Raw genomic sequence first — 26,258 nt, 5'->3', positions numbered from 1 at the left:
CAGTTACCTCAGCAGGAGAGCCACAGCGGGTCGCGTTGCAACACAGGCAAACGCGGGCGGCGGTTGTCCATGCTTGGCAAGGCGGCCAGCAGGCCTCGGGTGTAGGGGTGTTCGGCACGGTGCAGGTCGCTGGCAGCCAGCGACTCCACCACGCGCCCGGCATACATCACCAGCACACGGTCACAGTAATTGCGCACCAGGTTCAGGTCGTGGCTGACGAAGATCAGCCCCATCTGCTGCTCTACCACCAGCTCTTCGAGCACGTTGAGCACCTGCTGGCGTACCGACACATCCAGCGCCGAGGTCGGTTCGTCGGCAATGATCACTTCCGGGTTGGTGATGACCATCATCGCAATCATGATGCGCTGGCCCATGCCGCCGCTCACCTCATGCGGATAAAGGTCGTAGACGCGCTTCGGGTCGCGGATATGCACCTTGTCGAGCATCTGCAGCACCCGTTCACGGGCCTCGCTGCGGCTGGCCTTGTGGTGTGCCAGGTAGGCTTCGGCAATCTGGTCCCCCACACGCACCACCGGGTTGAGCGAGTACTTGGGGTCTTGCATGATCATCGAAATACGCTGGCCGCGAATTTTCTGCATGGCCTTTTCGCTGGCACTGAGCAGGTCGACATCGCCGAACTGCAGGGCCTTTGCGGTGATCTGCGCGCTGCCAGGGTGCAGCTTGAGCAAGCTGCGGCCAACCGTGGACTTGCCCGAGCCGGACTCACCGACGATGGCGAGCTTTTCCCGGCCCAGGGTGAACGACACATCACGCACTGCGTGCATCACTTTCTTGCCATTGACGAAGCGCACATTGAGCGATTCGACATTGAGTTTGACTGCTGACATAAAGCCTCCGGTTACTCGCTACGCGGGTCGAGAATGTCCCGCAGGCCATCGCCCAGCAGGTTGAACGCCAGGCTCACCAGCATGATTGCCGCACCGGGCACCGCTACCAGCCACCAGCACTCAAGCATGTAGCGCCGCCCCGTGGAGATCATCGCCCCCCACTCCGGCAAGGGCGCCTGCGCCCCCAGGCCGAGGAAGCCCAGCGCCGCCGCCGTGAGGATGATGCCGGCCATGTTCATGGTCAGGCGGATGATCACCGACGACAGGCACATAGGCACGATGTGGCGCAGGATGATGCGGGTCGACGACGCGCCCTGCAGCTCGACAGCCACCACGAAGTCGGCCTTGCGCAGCGACAGGGTTTCGGCGCGGGCCAGCCGTGCGATCGGTGGCCAGGAGGTTAACGCGATAGCCACCACCGCATGCTCAAGGCCAGGGCCCAGTGCAGCGATGAAGGCCAGCGCCAGCACCAGGCTGGGGAACGAAATGAAAATATCGGTGACGCGCATGAACACGGTATCGACAATGCCGCCGAAATAGCCCGACACCGTGCCGATGAACAGCCCGATGGGGCCGACGATGACCGTCACCAGGGCGATGATGTAGAGGGTGATGCGTGCGCCATAGACCAACCGGCTGAAGATGTCCCGGCCGTATTCGTCGGTGCCGAACCAGTGCGCGGCACTGGGTGCCTGCAAGGCGTTGGCCAGGTTCTGGATGACCGGGTCGTGGGTGGCAATCCACGGCGCGAACGCCGCCACCACGACCAGCAGCAAGGCCACCAGCAGGCCTGCCAGGGTCATCGGGTTGCGCACCAGCAGGCGCAGCACCCGAAGGCTGCTTTTGCCAAGGGCCTCAAGGCTGGACGCGGGGGCGTCGGCCTGCCGCTTGGCGGTGGTTTCGGTGGAAGAGATGTTGGCAATCATCGGCATGTTCTCGATGTGGAGTCATGGCCACTCGGGGTACCCGCAGGTGCCCCGGGTGGTTCTCAACGTTGCTTGTAGACGCCCAGGTAGCGGGTGGCCTCGGCGTCATCGCCGCTGAAGCCCTTGACGTCGGCTGCGCTCACTGCGGTGTCGGTCATCTGGGAAATCATCATGATCGGCCCCACCTCGTCGTCGTAAAGCTTCTGCGCCTGCTGGTACATGCCCAGGCGTTTGGCCGCATCGCGCTCGACACCTACCCGGTCGATCAGGTCATTCAGCGGGGGGCTGAAGAACGACGCTCGCCAGCCCTGGAAGTTGGGCAGGCCAGCGCTGTCACTGTTGTCGGGGTTGTAGACGAAGGTGCGCAGGCTGAAATACGGGTGCGGGTAACGCTCGGCGCCCCGCGCCACGATCATTTCAAAGTTGCGCGCGCGCATGGCGCCATACACCTGGTTGCCGGTACCGGTGACGATGTTGGCCTTGATGCCACCTTCGGCCAGGGTCGACTGCATGCGTGCGGCGATATCGATGAAGGGCGGTTCGGACAGCGTGCGGATGGTTGTGCTGAAACCTTGTGGGTAGCCCGCCTCGGCCAGCAGTGCCTTGGCTTTGGCAACATCCAGCTTGTAGCCAGGGTCGGGCAACCGGGCCTCGAGCCCAAGCTGCATCGGTTGCTGGTTGAGCTTGCCGTAATGCGGCATCACCTGCTGGTCCAGGCCTTGGTAGTCGATCAGGTTGCGCACCGCTTCGCGGACTTTGCGGTTGGCGAACTCCGGCTGCTTCATGCTCATCGCGACGTAGTACATAGTGCCGCGCTGCAGAGCCTGCACCTGGAGTTTGTCCGAGCTTTCAATGGCCTTGATATCCGGCGCCGCCATGCCATAGGCCAGGTCCAGGTCGCCGCGTTCGAGCATCAGGCGCAGCGACTGCGACTCGGTCATGTGGCGGACCAGCACCCGTTTCATCTTGGCCGGGCCAGCCCAGTATCCGTCGAAGCGGGTCATCACCAGCGCATCGTTGGCACTCCATTTGGTCAGGGTGAACGGCCCGCTGCCGGCTTCGTTGGTGACCAGCCAGGCCGCGCCCAGGTCGCCGTTCTTCTCATGCTTGAGCACTTGCTGGCGGTCGACCACCACGGCGCTGGGCGACACGGCCAGCGAGTCGATCACCAGCAAAGGGTCTACCGGCTGCGGCAGGTCGACCACCAGGGTATGGCTATCGGTCGCGCGGATCAGCGTTTGAATGTTATCGACACTGTAGCCGTACGCCTTCCAGGTGGTGGCCAGGCCATAGTTGAGCTTCATCACCCGGTACAGCGACCAGGCCACATCCTCGGCAGTGAGCGGGTTGCCGGAATGGAACGTGACATCAGTGCGCAGGTGGAAGGTGATCTGCTTGCCGTCTTCGCTGATATCCCAGCGTTCGGCCAGTTGCGGCAGGTGCTTGTCCGGGTTGCCCTGGTCGCGCTTGATGAGTGTGTCGTAGAGATTGGCGTTGATGCCAGAGGCATCCAGGCCGGGGGCGTTGGCCGGGTCGATGGAGAACAGGTTGACCATGCTCATGCCGACGATCAGCTGGTCGGCAGGGGTTTTCGCCTGCACCGCCGCGAGCGGGCCGAGCAGCAGCGCCGCGCCCAGCACAGCCATGCGCAGCGGTGGGAATACAGTCTTCATGGGGCATCCTTCTTTTTATAGTTATTCAATGTGTTCACGCTGATTGGGGGCTAGCGGGTCCTTGGGTCGAACACCTTGTACAGGGCGTCGCTGATCAGGTTGAGTGCGACGAAGATCAGGCCGATGATCAACACGCAGCCCATCACCGCGTTCATGTCACCGAGCATCAGGCTGCTGGTGAGGTACTGGCCGAAACCGGGCCAGGCAAACACGGTTTCGATCAGCACCGCCCCCTCCAGCAACGAGCCATAGGCCAGGGCGACCACCGTGAGCAACTGCACGAGGATGTTGCGGAACGCGTGGTTCCAGACCACCTGGCGCCGTGAAAGCCCCTTGACCCTGGCGGTGATGATGTATTCCTGCGACAGCTGCTCGAGCATGAAGCTACGGGTCATGCGGCTGATGTAGGCCACCGAGTTCAGCCCCAGGATCAACGCCGGCAGGACAATATGGCGCAACGCGCTGGTGAAGGCCTCCCAGTCACGCGCCAGTGCCGTGTCGATCAGCAGCAGGCCGGTAACCTCATCGACCATGCCGTCATAGGCCAGGTCGATGCGCCCTGCCCCACCTGCCCAACCCAGCCAGGCATAGAAAACCAGCAGGCCCATCATGCCGACCCAGAAAATGGGGGTGGAATAGCCGAACAGGGTAATCACCCGCGCCACGTGGTCGCCGACCCGGCCCTGGTTGCTGGCCGCGACCACCCCCAACGGCAGGCCGATCAGCACGCCGAACAGGATTGCCAGGGTCGCCAGTTCGATGGTGGCCGGGAACACGCGCTTGATGTCTTCGAGCACCGGGTGGCCGGTGAGCAGCGCATTGCCGAAGTCGCCATGCAGCAAGTCGTTCAGGTAGAGCCCGAACTGGACCCAGATCGGTTTGTCCAGGCCCATCGCCCGGTACACCTGGTCGTAGGTGGAGCTGTCGGCATCCGGGCCGACCACTGCCAGCACCGGGTCCAGCGGCATGACCCGTCCGATGAAGAACGTCAGCGCCAGCAGGCCAAGCAAGGTCACCAGCACCGTGCTGGCCCGGCGAGCGGTGCCCGAGACACGGGCACCCATTACAGAGGCAGTCGAAGCAAACATAACAGGCTCCTGAAAAAGCATTCACCAATCACGCAGGCTTTGCCTCAACGCGACTTGTAGACGTCTTTGTAACGGGTGGTGGCCGCGGTATGGCCCTGGTAGTCCTGCACATCGTGGTAAAGCACCACGGTGTCGGTCATCTGCGACACGGGCAGGATGGCCCCCACCTGCTCGTCCAGGGTTTTCTGGATTTGCTGGTACTGAGCCAGCTGCTGCGCCTTGTCGGGCTCGACTTCCGCCTGCTCGATCAGGCGGTTCAGCTCGGGGCTGTAGAACGAGGTACGCCAGCCCTGGAAGTTGCTCAGCTTGGCTTCGTCGCGGTTGTCCGGGTTGTACACCAGGGTGCGCAGGCTTGAATGCGGGTGCCGCTCAGCGCCACCACCACCGCGCCCGACCAGGATGTCGAAGCTGCGCTCACGCATGGCACCGTAGATCTGGTTGCCGGTACCGGTGACGATGGTGGCCTTGATACCGGCCTGGGCCAGGGTCGACTGCAGGCTGGACGCAATGTTGATGAAGGGCGGCTCGGTGAGCACACGGATGGTGGTCTTGAAACCCTCGGGGTAACCGGCTTCGGCCAGCAGCTTTTTCGCTTCGGCCACGTTCAGGGCATAGCCCGGGTCATCCAGCCGTGCTGGCAGGCCAAGCGGTAGCGGGCGCTGATTGAGCTGGCCATAGTGCGGCATCACCGTCTGGTTGATGCCTTGATAGTCGATCAGCGAACGCACCGCCCGGCGTACGCGCACATCGTCGTAGGGCTTGTTCTTCACGCTGAGGGCCACGTAGTACAAGGTTCCGCGCTGCACGGTCTGGGTGCGAACGTTGTCAGACTTCTCCAGCGCCTCGATGTCTGGCGCGGACATGCCTTTGGCCAGGTCCAGGTCGCCCCGCTCCACCATCAAGCGCAGTGACTGCGACTCGGTCATGTTGCGCATGACGATGCGCTTGAGCTTGGCCGGGCCGCCCCAGTACCCATCAAAACGGTTCATCAGGATGACATCGTTGGCGCGCCACTCCTTGAGCACGAACGGCCCACTGCCCGCCGCGTGGGTGGTCAGCCAGGCACTGCCCATGTCATCGCCCTTCTGGTGCTGCTGCACCACCTTGCGGTCGAGGATGAAAGCGCTGGGCGAGGTTGCCAGGGTATTGAGCACCAGCAACGGGTCAGTCGGCCGTGGCAGCTCGATCACGAAAGTAGCGTCATCAACAGCGCGCATGTGCTGGTCGACATTGCCCGCCGAAAACCCGTAGGCCTTCCAGGTCGACGCCAACGCCAGATTGAGTTTGAGTACACGCTGCAGCGACCAGGCGACATCCTCGGCACTCAGCGGGTTACCGGACTGGAACGTCACGCCCTTGCGCAGGTTGAACGTGAGGGTCTTGCGGTCATCGCTGACCTGCCAGCTTTCAGCCAGGGCCGGCAGCAGCCGGTCCGGCTGCCGCACGTCCTGCACCAGCAGCATGTCGTAGAGGTTGGCATTGACCTCGGACACATCCAGCCCGGTGGCTGCCGCCGGGTCGAGGGACAGCAGGTTGATCATGCTCATGCCGACGATCAACTGATCGGCCGGGGTTTTTGCAAAAGCAGCAGGTACCGAGGTCAGCGCCAGAGACGCAGCAAAGACCCCCGCCCAGAGTGTGGGGATAACGCTCATGTGAGATCGCCTTCTTATAGTTATTGGACGCTCGGGCGGCACGCAGCGACGCGTGCCGCCATGACGAATCAGAAGCTCTGCAGCGTATTGGTTTCGACGTAGTCGAAGTCGATGTCCTCACCCAGGCCCGGCAAGTTCGACAGGTGCACGAAGCCGTCTTCGTCCATCGGGTCGACCAGGCGTTTGAGGTAGGCAGGCACCTCGTCATAGTCAAGGTACGGGTGCAGCAGGCCGCGCTCGTACCAGGTGCAGTTCTTGATCGCCCCCACGACCGCCAGGTTGGCGGCACCGTTGCCATGGATCTCGCAATCCATGCCGAACGATTCGGCCATGTGCGCAACCTTCAGGCACGGTGCAATGCCCCCCACACCAGCAACCCCCGCTCGCAGGATGTCGCACACATCGTTCTTCACCCAGCTGGCCCGGCTCAGGTGCTTGCCGCCGAGGCTTTCCGGGCCAAGCACCGGGATATCCAGCTGCCCGGCCAGCCAGGCGTAGGACTCGGCGGAGTCTTCCATCATCGGCTCTTCGAACCAGGCGAAGTCGAGCTTTTCCAGGGCGCGGCCGATGGTGAGGGCCTCGGTACGGCTGTACCAGTGATAGCCATCGATCATCAGCGCGATGTCCGGGCCCACGGCCTCGCGTACGGCGGCGCATGCCTTGATGTCCATGCTCACGCTGGGCGCGAACGACACCGGTGGCATCCAGGTGTGCAGCTTGATGGCCTTGTAGCCGCGCTTGACCAGGGTTTCGGCGAAGCGGCCGTACTCCTCCGGCGTCGACAGGCCGCCCGGCAACTCATCACCGCACATGGTCGAGCCATAGGCCGGCACCTTGTCGCGGTAGCCACCAATCAGCTTGTGCACGGGCAGGTTCAGCTTGCGCCCGGCCCAGTCCCACAGTGCCTGTTCGACCAGCGCCAGGGCACGGTCGGTCAGCTGGCTGGCGCTGCCGCGCTGCCAATGAGCCAGGTCATGCCAGATTTTTTCACGGTCGAAGGCATTGGCGCCAACCAGCACCTTGCGCACGAAATTATCCAACACATAAGGGCGAATGAGTTCGGGCGCACCCAGCGCATAGCCTTCGCTGCCGCACTCGGTCCTGATGCGCAGCAGGGCCATTCTGGCCTGGGTCACATCACCTGGGTGGGCATGGCCGGCGCTGTCTACGGCGCGGCGCGTGGGGTAGGAAAACACCTGGACGTTTACAGCAGTAATGATCATGGACGTCTGAGCCTTCTTATTGGATTTGTGGCGGGTGAGTCACGCTCTGGAGGTCATCCTACGTCATCATACAACATTTGAAAAGCATGACTTTAAAGTCGCGAAAAACCCCGATTCATGATGCTTACGGCAATCATGAGAACCCCATCACAAAGCATTGCAATAGCTGAAAGCACCGAAATAGAGCCATCAAAACAGGTGATCAGACAACATTTCAATAATTCGTAGACAGCCTCACAGTCGTACGATAACTTATTTGAAAAATCACGGAGCGCTCACCACCTCACCCCACCTTGCTCACACGCCTCATCACGTCCTCAACAAAAACAAAAAAAGAGATCGCATGAACATCACACTTCGCCGCCTCATCGCCGCCAGTACGCTCGGCCTGTCGTTCTACGCCTGCGCGGACTCCGCCAGCATCAACTACCGGCACGGCTTCACCGAAGACGACAGCATTCACTCCGACCGGATAAAGCTGAGTTACCGCAAGGACAGCGGCCTGGGGTTTGCCGCAGAAATCAAATACAAGACTGCCGGCGACCGCGAAGACGTCGCCTACGACAACATGGTCAACAACGGCCATGAGTTCACCGTGGACTACAACTACAAGACCAGCCCCAAGTCGACCTGGACTCCCGCCTTCCAGATGGACAGTTCCAAGGATGCGACCACCTACAAGTTCGGTTTGAAGTACAGCTACAAGCTCAGCGACACCTGGTATGTCGCCACCCGCGTGCGCCACGACGCCCGTAGCCTCGACCGGGATCAGGTCGACCACAGCAAGGCTGACCGCGCCAAGGACGACCAGAACACCACCCGCCTTGAAGGCTGGCTCGGCTACACCCCCAGCGGGCCGTGGGCATTCGAGTACCAGTACATCCACTTCACCACCGACTACATCCGCTACGACAACAAGAAGCGCGACTACGAGCAGAACCTGATCATCAAGTACAAGCTCAACAAGCAGTGGGCACCGTTCATGGAAGTGGGTGACATCAAGGTCAACAGCTACACGGACGATCGCCAGGCCCGTTGGCGCCTGGGCATCCAGTACAACTTCCTGTAAGGGCAACCGCCCACCCATGCCGGTGTCGTTCCCCCACGGCACCTTCATGCCGTTTCAGTAAAAGGCCCCAAGACAATGACCAAGATCACACGCAAACCCTTCAACCGCCTGCTGCTCACCGGTGCCGCCGGCGGGCTCGGGCACGTGCTTCGCGAAGCACTGCAAGCGCACGCCACCATCGTGCGCGCATCGGACATCAGCCCCATGGCAACAGCTACGGGCGAGCATGAAGAAGTCATCAACTGCGACCTGGCGGACAAGGCCGGCGTACTGGCCCTGGCCAAGGATGTAGACGCCATCGTGCACCTGGGAGGCATCTCCACCGAGCGCGCCTTCGAAGAAATTCTGCAAGCCAACATCGTCGGCACCTTCCACATCTATGAGGCCGCCCGTAAGCACGGCATCAAACGCGTGGTGTTCGCCAGCTCCAACCATGTCACCGGCTTTTACCCTCAGGACGAACAAGTGGATGCGCATTCGCCACGCCGGCCAGACTGCTATTACGGGCTGTCGAAGGCCTACGGCGAAGACCTGGCGACGTTCTACTTCCATCGCTACGGCATCGAAACGGTCAGCCTGCGCATCGGCTCTTCATTCCCCGAACCCCGCAATGTCCGCATGTTGTCCACCTGGCTGAGCTACGCAGACCTGGCACACCTGGTGGAGCGCGCATTGCTGGCCGAGAACGTTGGCCACACCGTGGTGTATGGCGTCTCGGCCAACCGCGACCTGTGGTGGAACAACCGCCACGCCGCACACCTGGACTTCAACCCGAAGGACAGCGCGGAGCGCTTCCGCCCGGCACTGGAGCAGCAGCCAAAGCCCGCAGCAAATGACCCGACGGCCCATCTGCAAGGCGGCGCCTTCACCGCTGCCGGCCCTTTTGGCGACTGACCCCGATAGAGCGCAGAATGCTTCCATGACAGCCGAACTGATTACCGACGCACGCAATGCCACGGGCGAGAGCCCGGTCTGGCACCCGCAGGAAAATGCCTTGTACTGGGTGGATATACCGGCAGGTCGCCTGCACCGCTGGCAGATGGACGGCCAGACAACCCACTGGACCGCAGACGAAATGCTGGGCTGCATTGTCCGCAGCCAGCAAGGCCATTGGCTGGGGGCACAGGAGAGCGGGATCTTCCACCTCACCCCCCAGGCAGACGGCCGCCTGCTGGCCGACAAACGTGCCAGTGTCGAACACGCCAGGCCCGGCATGCGCTTCAATGACGGGCGCTGTGACCGCCAAGGGCGCTTCTGGGCCGGTACGATGCAAACAAACATGGGCGCCGAGCCGGTGGGTGCGCTTTACCGGTATGACGCGACGGCAGACGCAACGGTAAAACCATTGCAAGCACGACTGGACAAGCTGATCGTGCCCAACGGCATGGCCTTCAGCCCGGACGGCAAAACACTGTATATCTCCGACTCACACCCCAGCGTCCAGCTGATCTGGGCCTTCGACTACGACATCGACAGCGGCACACCGCACAACCGCCGAATCTTCGTCGACATGAACCAGCACGCCGGCCGACCGGACGGGGCCGCGGTGGATGCCGAAGGTTGCTATTGGATCTGTGCGATCGATGCCGGCCAGGTACTGCGCTTCACCCCCGAAGGCAAACTGGACCGCGCCCTGCCGCTACCGGTGAAGAAACCGACCATGTGCGCATTCGGTGGCCCGCAGCTGGATACGCTGTTCGTGACGTCGATTCGCCCACAAGGCATCGACCTGAGCGACCAGCCACTGGCCGGCGGCGTGTTCGCACTGAACCCCGGCGTAAAAGGCCTGCCGGAGCCGATTGCCGGGGGCTGAAGCCTGAGCCGGCAATGGCTGACACCAGGGGTATGCTCAGTAAGCCGCCTTGCTGGACATCCCCCTGCGACCTACCCCAAGGCAAGTGACCGCAAAAGCAATCACCAACGCCCCGGTACCCAACAGGAAAATCAACTGCTGGTTGGAGCCCTCCACCAACATGGCAATCAGTGCGGGCGTCACGGCTGCAGCTCCCATCAACGTGATGCTGACCAGCGGCGTCAGCTTGCCGGTCGGGTCGTTGGTGGTGATCAGCGCCATGTAATACGACAGTGACAGCACCCAGCCAAAGTTGATCAGCAACAACGCCACGAACAACTGCATCGGTGTGCGGGTATGGCCCGTGAGCATGGCGATGGAAACGAACACCGCCACCAACCCCACAGCAATCATCAGTTGGCGGTTGACCCGCGCCCCCAGCAGGCTTGGCAGCCCTGCCCCAGGCAACCCGCCAATGGCCGACAGGCCGAACGCCCAACCGATGTCGACCCCGCTAATACCCTGGTCTCGCGCCAGCTGGTCGATGAAGCCCCACACGCAGTAGATGGCGATCTGCATGAACAGCATGCCCACCAGCGCCGTACGCCCGGTACGTGCCGAACCACCCTGGGCAGGTGAGCCTTCGCCACTGGCCAGCAACGCCGCCGGACGGCGCGGCAACACCAGGCTGGCGCCGCAGATCAGCAAGTACCACAGGCCGAACGCGCACAAGGCAGTCACCGTGCCACTTTGCGCGGCAAGCAACGGCAACGCTGCGGAGAACAGCGAGTATTCCGGTGTTTGCAGCAACAGCATCAACCCGAACGATCGGTCCTGGTTGGGCAAGCGGCCCAGCATGCACACCGCGTAGGCATAGACCAGCCCCGCACAGGTGCCGGCCGCCAGGCGCACGGCCAGCAACATCGTGTTGGTGGTGGCAAAGGCGGTGGCGATACTCAACGCCACGCACAGCGCGCCAACGAACAGGCACAGACTGCGCCCGCCATGGCGCTTCATCAGCAGCGGGCACAGCAAGGTGCCCAGGGTCATGCCGATCATCTCGACCGACACCACCCAGCCTTGCTGGTCGAGTGACAGGCTCAATTGTTCCGTGACCAAACCCATGAAGATGGGTTGCACACCACAGACGATGAAGGAAGTACAGGCGATGAAAATCAGCGCGGCACGCAGCAGCTTGGAATCGTAGGTCATGGGAGGACTCCGACACGGCATTTGTTTTTATTGTGTGTGAGGCCCGGCTCTGGAAGGCGCCATGGCAGGCGGCTGGGCCGATCTGGGGCTCAATCCTGGGCCGTGATCGAACGCTTTGAAAGTTAATTATCAGAATCGAATGCAGTGGGCTTTTTAATGCAGGGCAACTTCACCAGCCTGCATCCAGAAATGCACTGATCCCAATCCTGATAATTAATTGGAGACATGCCCGCATCCGCCCTACCGTGGTACGTCACTCAAGCCGTTAGTAAAAAAGGCCCGATCATGAACGACCGTGAGTTCATCAACGCCATCGACGCCGATGGCCTACCCCTGCACATTGCCGTAACCAACGGCCGAATCACCCACATCGGCCCGCAACGCGCCAGCACACCCGCCCGCGAAACCATCGACCTCGAAGGCCTGCTGGCGCTGCCGGGCTTTGTCGACGGCCACATCCATCTGGACAAAAGCTTCGTCGGCGATCGCTGGCGCCCGCATCAGCCCGCGGCCAGCCTGCGCGAGCGCCTGGCCGTGGAGAAACGCGAACTCGCCAGCGCCCCGCCCATCGTCGAGCGCGCCGATGCGCTGATGCGCCAGGCCGCCTCGTTTGGCACCCTGGCCATGCGTTGCCATGTGGACGTGGACGCCACCACCGGCCTTTCCAACCTGCATGCAATGCTCGAAGCCCGGGACATGTGGAAAGACCTGCTCGCCATCGAGCTGGTGGCCTTCCCCCAGGCCGGAGTGGTGACCTGCCCCGGCACCGCTGAAGTGATGGAAGCGGCCATCCGCGAAGGCGTGCAGGTGGTCGGCGGCATCGACCCGACCACCCTTGATGGCGATGCCGATGGCCAGCTCGACATCGTGTTCGGCATCGCCGACCGACATGGCGTGAAGGTCGATATCCACCTGCATGAGCCTGGCGATATCTGTATCGCCCAACTCGAACGCATCGCCGCCCGCACCCAGGCACTGGGCATGCAAGGCCTGGTGGCGGTCAGCCACGCCTATGGGCTGGGCGACGTATCCGATGCCGTGGTCGACCGCACCGCCGAAGCGCTGGCTGGCGCCGGTATTTCCATCATGACCAACGCCCCCGGCGAGCATGCTTTCCCACCCGTCCTACGCCTGCGTAAAGGCGGCGTGCGGGTGTTTACCGGCAACGACAACATCCAGGATGCCTGGTGGCCCTACGGCAACGGCGACATGCTGCAACGGACCATGCTGGTCAGCTACCGCTCAGGCTTCAACACCGACGAGGAACTGCGGGTAGCGCTGCACATGGCGACCGAAGCGGGTGCCGGCGTGATGGGTAAAAAGGATTACGGCTTGAAGGTGGGCAATGAAGCCAGCTTCATCCTGTTCAAGGCACCGAATGCCGCTGCGGCAGTGGCGGCTGCCATTCATGAGCGAGTGATCGTGCGCCACGGTGCATTCTGGGGCGGGCCTGCGCATTTGCAGTTGAAGGCCACGCAGTTTGCTGCAGAAGTACGCCGCCACTAACAGGCAAAAAAACCTGGGGCCGCTTCGCGCCCCATGGCCCTGACTGACAGCCACTAGACCAAGACTTACTCTGCCTCTGCCCGCAAAATTCCAATCAGAATTTCGGCCAACTCCATAACCATCGGGTCTGCCGTCGGCCGATGAAATATCGCCGCCTCAAACACCTTAATCGGCTTGAATCCTTCTTCCCCCCCTAGCACCCGATGCCCCGCCGTCACCACCCGCAATGGCAACAGGCTTACCCCTAACCCATTGGCGACGGCCTCCTGAATCCCTGCCAGGCTCGAACTGGTGAATGCGATACGCCAGCTCCGCCCCATGGCCTCGACCGCGCTGATCATGTCGTCCCGGTACAGCCCACGCGGCGGGAAGGTCACCAGCGGAATCGGGTCCTGGGCAAAGCACGGGTACTGCGCACTGTCGATCCACTCGATACGCTCTGGCTGGCAAGCATTGGCCTCACGGCTGTGCCGCCGCTGCTTGATCAACACCAGGTCCAGTTCGCCCCGATCATAGGTGCTCATCAGGTCACGGCTAAGGCCACCGGTAATCTCCAGTTTCACCGTCGGATTACGCCGGTTGAACGCCGCCAACGCCTGCATCGTCTTGCCCGCGACAAAATCGTCCGGCAGGCCGATGCGCACGGTTACCGTCACCCCACCCGACATGGCCTCGGTCAACTGGCTGCTCACCGCCAGCAGGTGCCGAGCGTAACGCAGCAGGGTTTCACCGGCGTCGGTCGGGTGCACCTCGCGGTTGCTGCGGTCGAGCAGCTGGTGGCCGACCATTTCTTCCAGCCGGCGCACCTTCTGGCTGACTGTGGACTGGGTGGAATGCAGGCGGGCTGCGGCGGCGGTGAAACTGCCGCAGTCGGCCACCATGACCACGGTGCGGAGCATGTCCAGGTCGTAGATGGCGCGGTTGGGGTTGGGGGATTCAGGCATTTGGCGCGTTCAGCTTTTCGATAGGGCTGGGTACATGATGCCTGAAGCCGGGGCGCATGACGCATTGCCCGCGTGCGGGGCATGCTTTGTACGCATGCACGAACGACCTGTCAGGGCACCAGGGTCTTCTCGAAATAAACGCGCTTGAAACCGTCTTCCGTCCGTTGCCCTACATTCACATAGCCGAGCTTGGGGTAAATCGACAGGTTCTCGGTCATCTTCTCGTTGGTATAGAGATGGACGGCGCCTACCCCCTGTTGCCGGGCTGCATCTTCACAGAAGCGGATCAACGCCTTTCCTACACCCTGCCCGGCTGCGCTGGGCAGGACCGCGACGTTTTCCAGCAGCATGTGGCCGTGCTCGGCATAGAACACAATGAAACCCTGGAAGACCGCCCGATCATCCGTCGCAACATACACCACACCGTCCGCTATCTGCCTGGCGAAGTCTGCGGTCATCGGGGCAGGCTTGCGCCCGATGAGTGGCACATACCGAGCGTAGGCCTGCTCGGCACACTGCCTGACTTCAGGCTCATCGGTTGCTACGGCCAGCCGGATCATGACGGTCTCCCTGGTTACCGGATAGTGCGTTACTCAAGCAGCAACGCCTCGTTCGCCATCATCGCTGACTTCGAACTGCCCCACCAGCTTCTGCAACTTGCCGGCATCCACCTTCACCTTCTGCGCACTGCTTTGCAGCACCACGGCGGTCTGGCGCATCTCGCTGGACGACTGGTTGACCTGCTCGATGGTCTTGCCGTATTCCACACTGCGCCGGTTGAGCTGCTGGATGATGGCGAACATGCCCTCCACCGCCTGGTGCAGTTGCACATTTTCCGAAGAGGCGTCCTCGGCGAGGCGCAGACTGTTGTCGACGTCCTGCACGCCCTGCTCCATGAAGCTTACGGCCTGACGGGTTTCGCCCTGCAGGCTTTCGACCATATGGCGAATGTCGTCGGCAGCACGCGAGGTACGCGCGGCCAGGCTGCGCACCTCGTCGGCCACCACTGCAAAGCCACGGCCATGCTCCCCGGCGCGCGCCGCCTCGATGGCGGCATTGAGCGCCAGCAGGTTGGTCTGGTTGGTGATTTCGCTGATCAACCCGGTAATGTTGTCGATCTCGACCATGCGGCTGTCGAGCCGCTGCACGCTGGACGACGAGCGCGCCACCACATCGCGGATCGACTGCGTGCCCGCCTGCACCGCCAGGTACTGCTCGCGTGCGCGGCTGACCACTTCGTCCATGGCCTGCTTCATCTGCTCGGCACTGACCGAGGCCTGCTGCAACTCGCCAAGCTGCTCTTCCATGATGATCATCATCTGGTGCACGGCGTCTGCCACATCGGCGGAGCTCACGCTGGCTTCCTGGCTGCGCCCGAGCATCATCTGGTTGGTGCTGCCGACGGTTCGACTGGCCTTGACCACCTGCCCCACCACCGCGTCCAGGCGGTCGATGAAGCTGTTGATCCAGCGCGCCATGTCGCCGCTTTCGTCGTTGGCCAAGGTGCTGGTGTCCAGGCGCTGGCGCAGGTTGCCTTCTCCCTCGGCGATGGTGCGCAGCACGCCGCTCATGCCATTCAGCCTGGCCGCCAGGCGCTTGGGCCCGAGCACACCGAACAGCAACGTGGCGCCGAGCATGCTCGCGGCCTCGATCGCGTCGTTCAGCCCTTGCGGCAGGCCTGCACAGTGCTGCACCAGGTAGTTGCAGCCGAAAAGGCCCGCCATGATCGCCACATAGGGCTTCATCAAACCGTAGCTCAGCGAGCGCCGGCGGTAGACCTCCTCCAGGTCTGCCTCGCACATCATGCCCCAGCGGTCGGGTGAGCCCGGCAACTGGAACGTTACGCCCTTACCTACCACCGGTACGTGGCGATAGTCCGAATAGCCGGGGTAGGTCACGAACAGGTTTTCACCGCGCCTGATGGTCTCCCTTACGCCCGGGTGCAGTTCCCGCGTGGAGGGGTCGGTGAAACGCAGCTCCAGTTCGGTATGGCGCTGGACCTGCACCGTGGTCCAGGGGGTGTGCACGCCGCTCTTTAGGTTTTCGCCATGGGTGAAGGTGGCGTCTTCGAAGCGCGAGCGGGACAGCGCGATGCCAGGCTGAATGGCAAGGTCGAAGCGCGATTGCGCCATGAACAGGTAGTTGTCACCCGAATCGGGGTAGATGTGCCCGGCCTCGCGCTGGATCAGATCGCCCAGCACGTCGTTGGGCACCCGCCCGCACAGGCAACCGAGCACTTTGCCCGCGTGCCTGAGGGGCTGGTAGAACATCAGCGTGACTTCGTCGTGAAAGCGTGAGGATGACGGGCCGATCTGCAAGGTCAGTGGGTCGCTGTAGGGACCGTGCAGAAAGGGGGCTTTCAGCCCTTGTGCCAGGGCTGACATGTGCTCGATACGCGGCGTGCCACGTTGGGGCCAGGTCGAAGCGATGACGTTGCCGTGGGCATCGACGATAAACAGTTCGGAAAAGTCCTCGGCCTGGGCCAGCGTGCTGCGCAACATCGCGCTATCGACTTGAGCGAGCCCGGGCGCCAGTTGATCGGCCAGCTCGGCCAGATGCTCCCACTGCTCGCGCGCCCACTCATGCAGCAACTGCACACGGGTGTGGGCGATGGCTTCGAAGGTTTGCTCGATCTGCGGGTAACTGGCCCGGTTAAGGCGGCACGCCCAGCCCATGCTGAATTTGCCGGTTTTACCAAACCACGGCAGCCAGCCCTTTTCATGCGACGACAACTGCATCGAACCACTGGAAAGCGACATTATCTTCACCATACGCGACATCGAATGGCAATCTGATAGCAAGTCGCACGCCAACGCGGCAGGGGTGATTAATGGGTGATTTCGCGAGCCTGCTGCACTTGATCAGTGCAGAACCGTGGCAGAGAAGCGCAGAGCGCACCAGCGAGGGGCAACAATGAAGGGATCACACGTTCAATTTGAGTGAGGCAAATAGCTTCCGGAACTGCTCGCACATCGCACAACAGTTCGATAATCGCACGAATTCAGCCAAACCCCCTCTACTGTTGCCCTATCTTGCGGCACGCTATAGCGAAAGTCAGCAAGTAATTTCAAGCGCTGACAGGCCCCATCGCTTCACGCGCTCCGGCCAGCCCGACAACCACAACTCCAGGAACAACCAGGAGCTCGCCTTGATCAATAAAACGTACGAGTCCATCGCCAGCGCGGTGGAAGGGATTACCGACGGTTCGACCATCATGGTCGGTGGCTTTGGCACGGCTGGCATGCCGTCCGAGCTGATCGACGGCCTGATTGCCACCGGTGCCCGCGACCTGACCATCATCAGCAACAACGCCGGTAACGGCGAGATCGGCCTGGCCGCCCTGCTCATGGCAGGCAGCGTGCGCAAGGTGGTCTGCTCGTTCCCGCGCCAGTCCGACTCCTACGTGTTCGACGAACTGTACCGCGCCGGCAAGATCGAGCTGGAAGTAGTCCCGCAGGGCAACCTGGCCGAGCGTATCCGCGCCGCGGGTTCGGGCATTGGTGCATTCTTCTCGCCAACCGGCTACGGCACCCTGCTGGCCGAAGGCAAGGAAACCCGTGAAATCGACGGCCGCATGTACGTGCTGGAAATGCCGCTGCACGCCGACTTTGCGCTGATCAAGGCGCACAAGGGCGACCGCTGGGGCAACCTGACCTACCGCAAGGCCGCCCGCAACTTCGGCCCGATCATGGCCATGGCCGCCAAGACCGCCATCGCCCAGGTCGACCAGGTTGTCGAGCTCGGTGAACTGGACCCGGAACACATCATCACCCCGGGTATCTTCGTCCAGCGCGTGGTCGCCGTTACCGGTGCTGCCGCTTCTTCGATCGCCAACGCTGTCTGAGGCCTGCCATGACCATCACCAAAAAGCTCTCCCGCACCGAGATGGCCCAACGCGTGGCCGCAGACATTCAGGAAGGTGCCTACGTCAACCTGGGCATCGGCGCACCCACCCTGGTGGCCAACTACCTGGGCGACAAGGAAGTGTTCCTGCACAGCGAAAACGGCTTGCTGGGCATGGGCCCAAGCCCGGCCCCGGGTGAAGAAGACGATGACCTGATCAACGCCGGCAAGCAGCACGTGACCCTGCTGACTGGCGGTGCGTTCTTCCACCATGCCGACTCGTTCTCGATGATGCGCGGCGGCCACCTGGACATCGCCGTACTGGGCGCCTTCCAGGTGTCGGTGAAGGGCGACCTGGCCAACTGGCACACCGGCGCCGAAGGTTCGATCCCGGCCGTAGGCGGCGCGATGGACCTGGCCACCGGCGCCCGCCAGGTGTTCGTGATGATGGACCACCTGACCAAGAGCGGCGAAAGCAAGCTGGTGCCTGAGTGCACCTACCCGCTGACCGGCATTGCTTGCGTCAGCCGTATCTACACTGACCTGGCCGTGCTGGAAGTGACGGCTGAAGGACTGAAAGTGGTCGAAATCTGTGCGGATATCGACTTTGACGAGTTGCAGACGTTGAGTGGTGTGCCGCTGATCAAGTGATCGGCGAAACCTTCTGGCAAGACGCAATCTCTGTGGCTTGCCTGCGATGGGCTGCGTAGCAGCCCCCACGGCCCCAATCAACAGCCACTGTCATTGCTCACTCAGGCGATACCGATACTTGCCAGCAACGTTCCACCACCCGCACTAAAACTTCACCTTGCCCCGCCCCGCCTTGACGGTGCTCCGCCTGGCTTTTCCTTCGAGGCGGCGGGTCTTCGAGCCGAGGGTCGGTTTGGTGGGGCGGCGTTTCTTCTCGGTCTTGCCGGCAGCGATGATCAACTCGGCAAGACGCGCCAATGCGTCAGCACGGTTCTGCTCCTGGGTGCGGTACTGCTGAGCCTTGATGATCAACACGCCGTCGCCAGTGATGCGACTGTCGCGCAGCGCCAGCAGCCGCTCTTTGTAGAACTCGGGCAATGATGAGGCCGGGATGTCGAAGCGCAGGTGCACGGCGCTGGACACCTTGTTGACATTCTGCCCACCCGCGCCTTGCGCACGGATGTAGGTCAGTTCGATTTCGGCATCCGGCAGATGCACGTTGTTGGAGATGGTCAGCATGACATGGTCCTGATAATTGCCCCATTATCACAGCCTCCGTCGCTCTCCCATAGAACAACAGCACGCAAAGTGTGGCCGCCTTTGCCTTAGGCGCAGCGCCTAAGACTGGACGTTGTTGCGGCGTGCACGCTGAAAGCGTGTAACCACAAATTGCACCGCACCGGCCACAAGGCACAGCACACCTATTTTCCAGCCCCCTTCCACGCCAAAGTTATCGGCGATCGTACCTACGATCATCACGCTTACGAAGATGGCGGCGGGCAGGATCAGTTTGTTCATTTTGGCAATCCGAATGCGAGCGACAGAATGTGTGAAGAGGCACAGTCTACACAGAGACAGCGCCCGCGCTGATCAGGATTTCGTAACCAGGCCGGTAACCTGTGGAAATACTCAAGCCGCCTAGCGGTAACCGCCAATGGGATACCATCTGCCATTCAGGCATTGCGGTCACCGCCCTGCACAAGATGGAAAGGTAAGGATGCTTTATCCATGACGAGCTGGAACGCTTTCTACGAACGCACAAACAGGCGCGCTCCCTCTCTGCTGCTCAGTTGCGCCATTGATCATGCCAAGCACCTACGCCCCCTGCATGCAGTAGACCTGGGGTGCGGTGCCGGTAATGAAACGTTGCAACTGATTCAGGCGGGCTGGCAGGTGCTGGCCATTGATAAAGAGCCTGAAGCCATCGCACGCACGGCCAGCAAATGCTCATTGGAGGAGGCCCGTATGCTGGACGCCAAGGTGGCAGACTTTGAGTACCTTGCCGAGCTACCGCCGTCGAGCCTGATCCATGCCGGGCTTGCCCTTCCCTTTTGCCACCCTGGGCGATTCGATCACCTGTGGAATCTGATTTGCAAAGCGCTGGTTCCCGGAGGTGTCTTTGCAGGTCATTTCTTCGGGCTAAGGCACGGCTGGGCTAGCCAGGGGCATATGTCGTTTCATAGCGTTGAAAATGTTCAGGCGCTTGCTGCGGGGTTGGAAACCGTCCTGCTGCGCGAAACCGAATCAGCCATGGTCATCGATTCCGGAACGGTGAACTGGCATCGGATTGATGCGATTCTGCGAAAGGCGTGATGCCGAAGCCCTGAGAAGATCTGGGCTTTTCTGGACTTGAAAGTCGTTGGACTTGTTGGACTCAGGCCCTCTGCCTTCAGAGACTCATTTTACGGCCCCAAAAACGCAAAAAGCCCTGAATAATCAGGGCTTTGAATGTGGCGGAAGCGTAGAGATTCGAACTCTAGGATAGTTGCCCATCGACGGTTTTCAAGACCGTTGCCTTAAACCACTCGGCCACGCTTCCAGCTCGTTTTGCGGCCGCCATAATACCTTAATGAAACACGCTGTCAAACTCTCTGTGTCGCGGGTTGTGGGAGCTCTGATAGACTCCTAGCATCTGAACGTTCGAAACCACAGGTTTTACCAAGGAGTGTCGCCATGCGCGAACAGGATTACGCCGTACACCACGGCCAGCAGGTCGAGCAGCAGGAGATCAGCAAGGTCCTGCGCAACACGTACAGCCTGCTGGCACTTACCCTCGCCTTCAGCGGTGTCATGGCCTTCGTGGCCCAGCAGATGCGCGTCGGCTACCCGAACGTGTTCGTGGTGCTGATCGGCTTCTACGGGCTGTTCTTCCTCACCAACAAGCTGCGTGATTCGGCCTGGGGCCTGGTGTCTACCTTTGCCCTCACCGGCTTCATGGGCTTCATCCTCGGCCCGATTCTCAACCGCTACCTGGGCATGGCCGGCGGCGCTGAAGTGGTCAGCTCGGCGTTTGCCATGACTGCACTGGTGTTTGGTGGTCTGTCGGCCTATGTGCTGATCACCCGCAAGGACATGAGCTTCCTCAGTGGCTTCATCACTGCTGGCTTCTTCGTTCTGCTGGGTGCTGTCGTGGCCAGCTTCTTCTTCCAGATCAGCGGCCTGCAACTGGCGATCAGCGCTGGCTTCGTGCTGTTCTCGTCGGTGTGCATCCTGTTCCAGACCAGCGCGATCATTCATGGTGGCGAGCGTAACTACATCATGGCGACCATCAGCCTGTATGTGTCGATCTACAACCTGTTTGTCAGCCTGCTGCAGCTGTTCGGCATCATGGGTCGTGATGACTGATTGATGACTGTGCGAGAAAGCCCGCTTCGGCGGGCTTTTTTGTGGGCGCTATCAAGCCCCAGAAAGCACAACCAATAACTGACCAAAAAGTCAGATAACTAGGCGCATGGTCGCCGATCGTGCCGCCATCGTGCTTTTCTCTACCGCAATCTCTCATCACCCCGTAGAATGCGCTCCTTTTTTCTTCCGGGGCAGCTTCCAGCAATGAGCTCACACGAACACAGCCCAGGCGCGGCGGCGCCTGCCAATGAACTGGTGCTTGGCCTTGAGGACAAGCCACGGCTGGTGATCGGCCTGCTGGCGGCCCTGCAGCACCTGCTGGCGATCATCGTGCCGATCGTGACCCCTGGCCTGCTGATCTGCCAGGCGCTGGGTGTTTCGGCGCGTGATACCAACCTGATCGTTTCCATGTCGCTGGTGATCTCGGGTATTGCCACCTTCGTTCAGTGCAAGCGCTTCGGGCCATTCGGCGCCGGGCTGCTGATTGTTCAGGGCACCAGCTTCAACTTCGTCGGGCCGCTGATTGCTGGCGGTGCGCTAATGGTCAAGCAAGGCACGCCGGTAGAAGGCGTGATGGCGGCTATCTTCGGCGTGGTGATCGCAGGCTCGTTCGTGGAGATGGGCGTTTCGCGCATCCTGCCCTTCGTAAAGCGCCTGATCACCCCGCTGGTGACCGGCATCGTGGTGCTGATGATCGGCCTGACGCTGATCAAGGTCGGCCTGATCAGCATGGGTGGCGGCTTTGGCGCCATGGCCAACGGCACCTTCGCCAATGGCGATAACCTGCTGCTGTCGGGCGTGGTGTTGGCAATTATCGTAATTCTCAACCGCGTCCCGGTGGTGTGGATGCGCAGCTGCGCCATCGTCATCGCCTTGGCGGTTGGTTATGCGTTGGCCGGTTACATGGGCCGCCTGGATTTCACCGGCATGCATGAAGCCGCGCTGTTCCAGGTGCCTACGCCACTGCACTTTGGTTTGGGCTTCTCGTGGGCGCTGTTCATTCCAATGCTGGTGATTTACCTGGTGACGTCGCTGGAAGCCATTGGTGACGTTACCGCCACCAGCAAGGTGTCGCGCCAGCCGGTCGAAGGGCCGGTGTGGATGCAGCGGATCAAAGGCGGCGTGCTGGTCAACGGTGCCAACTCGCTGCTGGCCGGCTTGTTCAACACCTTCCCCAGCTCGATTTTTGCGCAGAACAACGGCGTGATTCAGCTGACCGGTATTGCCAGCCGCCATATCGGTATCTGGATTGCTGTGATGCTGGTGCTGCTGGGCCTGTTCCCGAGCGTTGCCGGGGTGATTCAGGCGGTGCCGGAGCCGGTGCTGGGTGGTGCGGCCATGGTGATGTTCGGTGCGGTTGCGGCTTCGGGGATCAATATTCTGGCTAGCACCCGGCTGGACCGCCGCGCACTGCTGATTATTGCGGTGTCGCTGGCCTTGGGCCTGGGTGTGGCACAGGTGCCGGAATTCCTGGCGCATATGCCGGCTGCGATCCGCAATGTGCTGGAGTCGGGGGTAGCCACGGGCGGTATCTGTGCCCTGGTGTTGAACTGGTTCCTGCCGGAGAGCAAGGAACACGCCTGAGCCCTTCAGGCCTGACAGAAAGCCCGCCCCGCCATGCACAAGCGGGCGCGGGCTTTTTTGCTTTATCATGGCACCATTCCTTTGCATGAGTTACCCATGAAATTCGCTATCGCGGTGTTCTCTCCGGCCCATGCGCCCTCTTCACGGCGCGCCTTGCGCTATGCCGAGGCGGTGCTGGCCGGTGGGCATGAGATTGCCCGGTTGTTCTTCTATCAGGACGGGGTGCACAGTGCCTCGGCCAACGTGGTCGCACCCCAGGACGAACTGGACGTGGCGGGCCAATGGCGCGCCTTTATCGAGGCCAACCAGCTGGACGCCGTGGTGTGCATCGCTGCCGCCCTGCGCCGTGGCGTGCTCGATGAAGCCGAAGCCAGCCGCTACCAGCGCCCGGCCGTGAACCTGCCTAAGCCTTGGGAGCTGTCGGGGCTTGGCCAGTTGCATGAGGCTGCGCAGGTAGCCGACCGCCTTGTCTGCTTCGGAGGCGACTGAAATGGCCAAATCCTTGTTGATCATCAGCCGCCAGGCACCGTGGAACGGCCCATCCGCCCGTGAAGCACTGGACATCGCCCTGGCCGGCGGCGCCTTCGACCTGCCGCTGGGCATGCTGTTCCTGGACGATGGCGTGTTCCAGCTTGCGCCCGACCAGCAACCCACCGCCGTGCAACAGAAGAACCTGGCCGCCAACCTGCAAGCACTGCCGATGTTCGGTGTTGAAGAGCTGTTTGCCTGTAGCCACAGCCTCACCCGCCGCGGCCTGGCAGCCGACACCCTGGCACTGCCGGTACAAGTGCTCGATGACGCAGCGCTAACCACGCTGATCGCCCGTTTCGACCAGGTGGTAACGCTCTGATGACGACCCTGCATGTAATTGCCCACTCCCCGTTCGGCGACGAGCGCCTGGCCAGCTGCCTGCGCCTGCTCGGTGCCGACGACGCGCTGCTACTGTGCGGCGATGCGGTGTATGCCTTGCGCAGCGGCAGCGAGCCGCACCACCAGCTGCAAGCTGCCGGCCTGGCACAGCGCCTGTTCGCCCTGGAAGAGGACGTGCAGGCCCGCGCAGTCGGCAACGACCTGGCCAAGGCCGTGGACTACGCTGGCTTCGTCGAACTGTCCCTGCACTACGACAAGGTCAACAGCTGGCTATGAATACGCTCAACGTTGGCGAAAACGCCATCGCCTTGGACAAGGACGGCTTTCTGGTCGACCTGCAAGACTGGTCCCACGCTGCCGCCGAGGCCTTGGCCGAGCGCGAGGGCATCCCGTTGACCGCAGACCATTGGGAAATCCTCGAACTGCTGCGTCAGTTCTATCAGGAGTACCAGCTGTCCCCGGCCACGCGCCCGCTGATCAAGTACACGGCCCTGAAGCTGGGCCCGGAAAAGGGCAACAGCCCGCACCTGAACCGCCTGTTCAACGGCACCCCCGCCAAACTTGCCGCCAAGCTGGCGGGCCTGCCCAAGCCGACCAACTGCATATGAACGAACCTCGCCCACTTACTCTGGAAACCCCGGCCGAACACCCGTTCGCCGAATTCGTGCGCATTCTCGGCAAAGGCAAACGCGGCGCGCGTGGCCTGACCCGAGAAGAAGCCCGCGCAGCCATGACCCTGCTGCTGGAAGGCAAAGTCGAGGACACCCAGCTGGGTGCATTCCTGATGCTGCTGCGCCACAAGGAAGAAAGCGCCGAGGAACTGGCCGGCTTCACCGAGGCCCTGCGCGCCCACCTGCAGGCACCGAGCATTGCAGTGGACCTGGACTGGCCCACCTACGCCGGCAAAAAGCGCCACCTGCCCTGGTACTTGCTGGCGGCCAAATGCCTGGCCGGCAACGGCGTGCGCATCCTGATGCACGGTGGCGGCGCCCACACCGCCGGGCGCATGTACACCGAGCAACTGCTTGAGCTGCTGCAAATCCCCCTGTGCCACGGCTGGGCCGCTGTCGGCAGCTCCCTCGACCAGCACCAACTGGCGTTCTTCCCACTGCACGACTGGGCGCCGCAGTTGCAGCGCATGATCGACCTGCGCAACACCCTGGGCCTGCGCTCGCCCATCCACTCACTGGCGCGTGTGCTTAACCCGCTGGGCGCACGCTGTGGCCTGCAAAGCATCTTCCACCCCGGCTACCAGGCGGTGCACCGCGAGGCCAGTCGCCTGCTGGGCGATCATGCGGTGGTAATCAAGGGCGATGGCGGCGAGATCGAAGTAAACCCCGATGTCATCAGCCACCTTTACGGCACCACGGCAGGCGAAGCGTGGGATGAGGAGTGGCCAGCGCTGAGCGAACGCCGCCATGTGAAACCGGCCAGCCTGCAAGCCGAACACTTGCTGGCATTCTGGCGGGGCGAAGTGGAAGACAGCTATGGCGAGAAGGCCCTCATCGCCACCATGGCCTTGGCCTTGCGTGGTTTGGGGCAAGAGCGCGAGCAGGCCTTCGCAACAGCACAAAGTTATTGGGATACGCGGAACAAATCGATTTAACCGATCATAACCCCCGGTTATTTGCGCTATTTATTCGAACGATTTGGCCTAGACTGGGCTCCAACGACAAACAACTTTGTTCCGAGGAGCTCACTCATGGGCCTTTTGATCGACGGCCGCTGGCATGATCAGTGGTATGAAAACGGCAAGGACGGCACGTTCAAACGCGAAAACGCCCAACGCCGTAACCAACTGCCCGCCCCCGAGGCCGGCCGCTACCACCTATACGTCTCGCTGGCCTGCCCATGGGCCCACCGCACCCTGATTGTCCGCGCACTCAAAGGCCTGGAGCCCTTGATCGATGTGTCGGTAGTCAGTTGGCTGATGCAGGACCACGGCTGGACCTTCGACGTGCAGCAAGGCTCCACGGGCGACCACCTCGACGCCTTGCAGTACCTGCACCAGCGCTACACCCAGGATGACCCGCACTACACCGGCCGCGTGACCGTACCCGTGCTGTGGGACAAGAAAGAGAAGCGCATCGTCAACAATGAATCGTCAGAGATCATCCGTATCTTCAACAGCGCGCTCAACGAGCTGACCGGCAATACACTGGACCTGTACCCCGAACCGCTGCGCCCAACCATCGAGGCGCTTAACGAGCGCATCTACCCGGCCGTGAACAACGGCGTGTACCGCGCAGGCTTTGCTACCACGCAGGAAGCGTACGAAGCGGCGTTCGACGATGTGTTCAATGAGCTGGATTATCTGGAAGACCTGCTAAGCCGCAATCGCTACCTGGCGGGTGAATACCTGACCGAGGCTGATGTGCGTCTGTTCACCACGCTGGTGCGCTTCGATGCCGTGTACCACGGGCACTTCAAGTGCAACCTGCGCCGCCTGAGCGACTATCACAACCTGTCGAACTGGCTTCGCGAGCTGTATCAGTGGCCTGGGGTGGCGGGCACGGTGGATATGGAGCATATCCAGAAGCACTATTACATGAGCCACAAGACCATCAACCCGACCGGGATCGTGCCCAAGGGGCCGTTGCAGGACTTTGGCCTGGCACATGACCGGGAGCGGTTGGCGGGCAAGGGGATTTGGCAGGTTTGAGATTGCCGGGGCTGCTTTGCAACCCATCGCAGCGGTTCGTCGCCACGA

General features: G+C 61.9%; 27 protein-coding genes and 1 tRNA gene. 15 read left to right on the top strand and 13 right to left on the bottom strand.

Translation table 11 applies throughout. The features are described from left to right. Positions 1–8: 8 nt before the first annotated feature. The 6 genes from N436_RS07720 to N436_RS07695 form a co-directional block, all read right to left on the bottom strand. The gene (locus N436_RS07720) at positions 9–848 is read right to left on the bottom strand and encodes an ABC transporter ATP-binding protein (protein ID WP_105946643.1); all 840 of its coding nucleotides are present in this window, start codon (positions 846–848) and stop codon (positions 9–11) included. A gap of 11 nt (positions 849–859) precedes the next feature. Beyond that, positions 860–1,774: an ABC transporter permease gene (locus N436_RS07715; protein ID WP_105946642.1), complete on the bottom strand. Its 915-nt coding sequence runs from the start codon at positions 1,772–1,774 to the stop codon at positions 860–862. A 62-nt stretch (positions 1,775–1,836) separates the two neighbouring features. Further along, on the bottom strand, positions 1,837–3,447 hold the full coding sequence (locus N436_RS07710) for an ABC transporter substrate-binding protein (protein ID WP_110740731.1): 1,611 nt from the start codon (positions 3,445–3,447) through the stop codon (positions 1,837–1,839). A 50-nt stretch (positions 3,448–3,497) separates the two neighbouring features. Then, positions 3,498–4,511, bottom strand: a complete 1,014-nt coding sequence (locus tag N436_RS07705) for an ABC transporter permease subunit (protein ID WP_016711470.1) — start codon at positions 4,509–4,511, stop codon at positions 3,498–3,500. 68 nt (positions 4,512–4,579) lie between these two features. Next, positions 4,580–6,190: an ABC transporter substrate-binding protein gene (locus N436_RS07700; RefSeq protein WP_110740730.1), complete on the bottom strand. Its 1,611-nt coding sequence runs from the start codon at positions 6,188–6,190 to the stop codon at positions 4,580–4,582. A 68-nt stretch (positions 6,191–6,258) separates the two neighbouring features. Then, a complete protein-coding gene (locus N436_RS07695) occupies positions 6,259–7,413 on the bottom strand; it encodes a mandelate racemase family protein (protein ID WP_019096746.1) in 1,155 nt (384 codons plus the stop codon). Between the two features lie 343 nt (positions 7,414–7,756). Here N436_RS07695 and N436_RS07690 point away from each other — a divergent pair, with 343 nt between their 5' ends. The 3 genes from N436_RS07690 to N436_RS07680 all read left to right on the top strand — a co-directional run bounded on the left by N436_RS07690 (position 7,757) and on the right by N436_RS07680 (position 10,295). Then, positions 7,757–8,482: an oligogalacturonate-specific porin KdgM family protein gene (locus N436_RS07690; protein WP_016711473.1), complete on the top strand. Its 726-nt coding sequence runs from the start codon at positions 7,757–7,759 to the stop codon at positions 8,480–8,482. Positions 8,483–8,557: 75 nt separating this feature from the next. Next, on the top strand, positions 8,558–9,376 hold the full coding sequence (locus N436_RS07685) for an NAD(P)-dependent oxidoreductase (protein WP_105946638.1): 819 nt from the start codon (positions 8,558–8,560) through the stop codon (positions 9,374–9,376). Between the two features lie 25 nt (positions 9,377–9,401). Then, on the top strand, positions 9,402–10,295 hold the full coding sequence (locus N436_RS07680; protein WP_110740729.1) for an SMP-30/gluconolactonase/LRE family protein: 894 nt from the start codon (positions 9,402–9,404) through the stop codon (positions 10,293–10,295). Between the two features lie 36 nt (positions 10,296–10,331). Here N436_RS07680 and N436_RS07675 read toward each other — a convergent pair whose 3' ends face one another. Then, entirely contained in the window at positions 10,332–11,486 is a 1,155-nt protein-coding gene (locus tag N436_RS07675) for an MFS transporter (protein WP_110740728.1), read from the bottom strand. Positions 11,487–11,771: 285 nt separating this feature from the next. Here N436_RS07675 and N436_RS07670 point away from each other — a divergent pair, with 285 nt between their 5' ends. Further along, on the top strand, positions 11,772–12,992 hold the full coding sequence (locus N436_RS07670) for an amidohydrolase family protein (RefSeq protein ID WP_110740727.1): 1,221 nt from the start codon (positions 11,772–11,774) through the stop codon (positions 12,990–12,992). A gap of 65 nt (positions 12,993–13,057) precedes the next feature. Here N436_RS07670 and N436_RS07665 read toward each other — a convergent pair whose 3' ends face one another. The 3 genes from N436_RS07665 to N436_RS28895 form a co-directional block, all read right to left on the bottom strand. Then, entirely contained in the window at positions 13,058–13,936 is an 879-nt protein-coding gene (locus N436_RS07665; protein ID WP_110740726.1) for a LysR substrate-binding domain-containing protein, read from the bottom strand. Between the two features lie 110 nt (positions 13,937–14,046). Next, positions 14,047–14,496: a GNAT family N-acetyltransferase gene (locus N436_RS07660; RefSeq protein WP_105946633.1), complete on the bottom strand. Its 450-nt coding sequence runs from the start codon at positions 14,494–14,496 to the stop codon at positions 14,047–14,049. A gap of 33 nt (positions 14,497–14,529) precedes the next feature. Continuing rightward, positions 14,530–15,180: a methyl-accepting chemotaxis protein gene (locus tag N436_RS28895; protein WP_371921622.1), complete on the bottom strand. Its 651-nt coding sequence runs from the start codon at positions 15,178–15,180 to the stop codon at positions 14,530–14,532. Positions 15,181–17,084: 1,904 nt separating this feature from the next. On the opposite strand from N436_RS28895, the gene N436_RS07650 reads away from it, so the two are divergent. Together N436_RS07650 and N436_RS07645 are read left to right on the top strand one after the other, a co-directional pair. Next, positions 17,085–17,780 (top strand): 3-oxoacid CoA-transferase subunit A, encoded by a 696-nt coding sequence (locus tag N436_RS07650; protein ID WP_026020319.1) that lies wholly within the window; start codon positions 17,085–17,087, stop codon positions 17,778–17,780. A gap of 8 nt (positions 17,781–17,788) precedes the next feature. Further along, positions 17,789–18,430, top strand: a complete 642-nt coding sequence (locus tag N436_RS07645) for a 3-oxoacid CoA-transferase subunit B (protein ID WP_110740724.1) — start codon at positions 17,789–17,791, stop codon at positions 18,428–18,430. A gap of 144 nt (positions 18,431–18,574) precedes the next feature. On the opposite strand, the gene arfB is transcribed toward N436_RS07645, so the two are convergent. Next, complete coding sequence (arfB, locus tag N436_RS07640) at positions 18,575–18,988, bottom strand: alternative ribosome rescue aminoacyl-tRNA hydrolase ArfB (protein WP_110740723.1); 414 nt, start codon at positions 18,986–18,988, stop codon at positions 18,575–18,577. 99 nt (positions 18,989–19,087) lie between these two features. Beyond that, on the bottom strand, positions 19,088–19,267 hold the full coding sequence (locus N436_RS07635) for a hypothetical protein (protein WP_110740722.1): 180 nt from the start codon (positions 19,265–19,267) through the stop codon (positions 19,088–19,090). Positions 19,268–19,477: 210 nt separating this feature from the next. Here N436_RS07635 and N436_RS07630 point away from each other — a divergent pair, with 210 nt between their 5' ends. Continuing rightward, positions 19,478–20,062 carry a trans-aconitate 2-methyltransferase gene (locus N436_RS07630; protein ID WP_110740721.1) on the top strand — a complete coding sequence of 195 codons (585 nt, stop codon included), beginning with the start codon at positions 19,478–19,480 and terminating at the stop codon, positions 20,060–20,062. 138 nt (positions 20,063–20,200) lie between these two features. Here the strand turns inward: N436_RS07630 and N436_RS07625 are convergent. Then, a tRNA-Ser gene (locus N436_RS07625) sits at positions 20,201–20,288 on the bottom strand. Between the two features lie 134 nt (positions 20,289–20,422). Between N436_RS07625 and N436_RS07620 the strand changes: the two genes are divergently transcribed. From N436_RS07620 to N436_RS07580, 8 genes are all read left to right on the top strand, one after another. Beyond that, positions 20,423–21,094, top strand: coding sequence for a Bax inhibitor-1/YccA family protein (locus N436_RS07620; RefSeq protein ID WP_003251184.1), 672 nt, complete (start codon positions 20,423–20,425; stop codon positions 21,092–21,094). Positions 21,095–21,298: 204 nt separating this feature from the next. Further along, a complete protein-coding gene (locus N436_RS07610; RefSeq protein ID WP_105946626.1) occupies positions 21,299–22,678 on the top strand; it encodes a nucleobase:cation symporter-2 family protein in 1,380 nt (459 codons plus the stop codon). A 96-nt stretch (positions 22,679–22,774) separates the two neighbouring features. Further along, entirely contained in the window at positions 22,775–23,167 is a 393-nt protein-coding gene (gene tusD / locus N436_RS07605) for a sulfurtransferase complex subunit TusD (RefSeq protein WP_105946625.1), read from the top strand. Position 23,168: 1 nt separating this feature from the next. Then, positions 23,169–23,528: a sulfurtransferase complex subunit TusC gene (gene tusC / locus N436_RS07600; protein ID WP_110740720.1), complete on the top strand. Its 360-nt coding sequence runs from the start codon at positions 23,169–23,171 to the stop codon at positions 23,526–23,528. Beyond that, positions 23,528–23,824, top strand: a complete 297-nt coding sequence (gene tusB / locus N436_RS07595) for a sulfurtransferase complex subunit TusB (protein ID WP_105946624.1) — start codon at positions 23,528–23,530, stop codon at positions 23,822–23,824. Before tusC ends, tusB begins: the two co-directional genes overlap by 1 nt. Continuing rightward, on the top strand, positions 23,821–24,156 hold the full coding sequence (locus N436_RS07590) for a TusE/DsrC/DsvC family sulfur relay protein (protein ID WP_105946623.1): 336 nt from the start codon (positions 23,821–23,823) through the stop codon (positions 24,154–24,156). The genes tusB and N436_RS07590 overlap by 4 nt, the downstream gene beginning before the upstream one ends. Further along, on the top strand, positions 24,153–25,154 hold the full coding sequence (locus N436_RS07585) for a glycosyl transferase family protein (protein ID WP_110740719.1): 1,002 nt from the start codon (positions 24,153–24,155) through the stop codon (positions 25,152–25,154). Before N436_RS07590 ends, N436_RS07585 begins: the two co-directional genes overlap by 4 nt. Positions 25,155–25,250: 96 nt before the next feature. Next, positions 25,251–26,210 carry a glutathione S-transferase family protein gene (locus N436_RS07580; protein ID WP_110740718.1) on the top strand — a complete coding sequence of 320 codons (960 nt, stop codon included), beginning with the start codon at positions 25,251–25,253 and terminating at the stop codon, positions 26,208–26,210. Positions 26,211–26,258: the final 48 nt, after the last annotated feature.

Source organism: Pseudomonas sp. RV120224-01b, assembly GCF_003208145.1.
Lineage (GTDB): Bacteria > Pseudomonadota > Gammaproteobacteria > Pseudomonadales > Pseudomonadaceae > Aquipseudomonas > Aquipseudomonas monteilii.
Note: the sequence above shows the minus strand (reverse complement) of the source record. Positions and strands in the feature narration are given on the sequence as shown.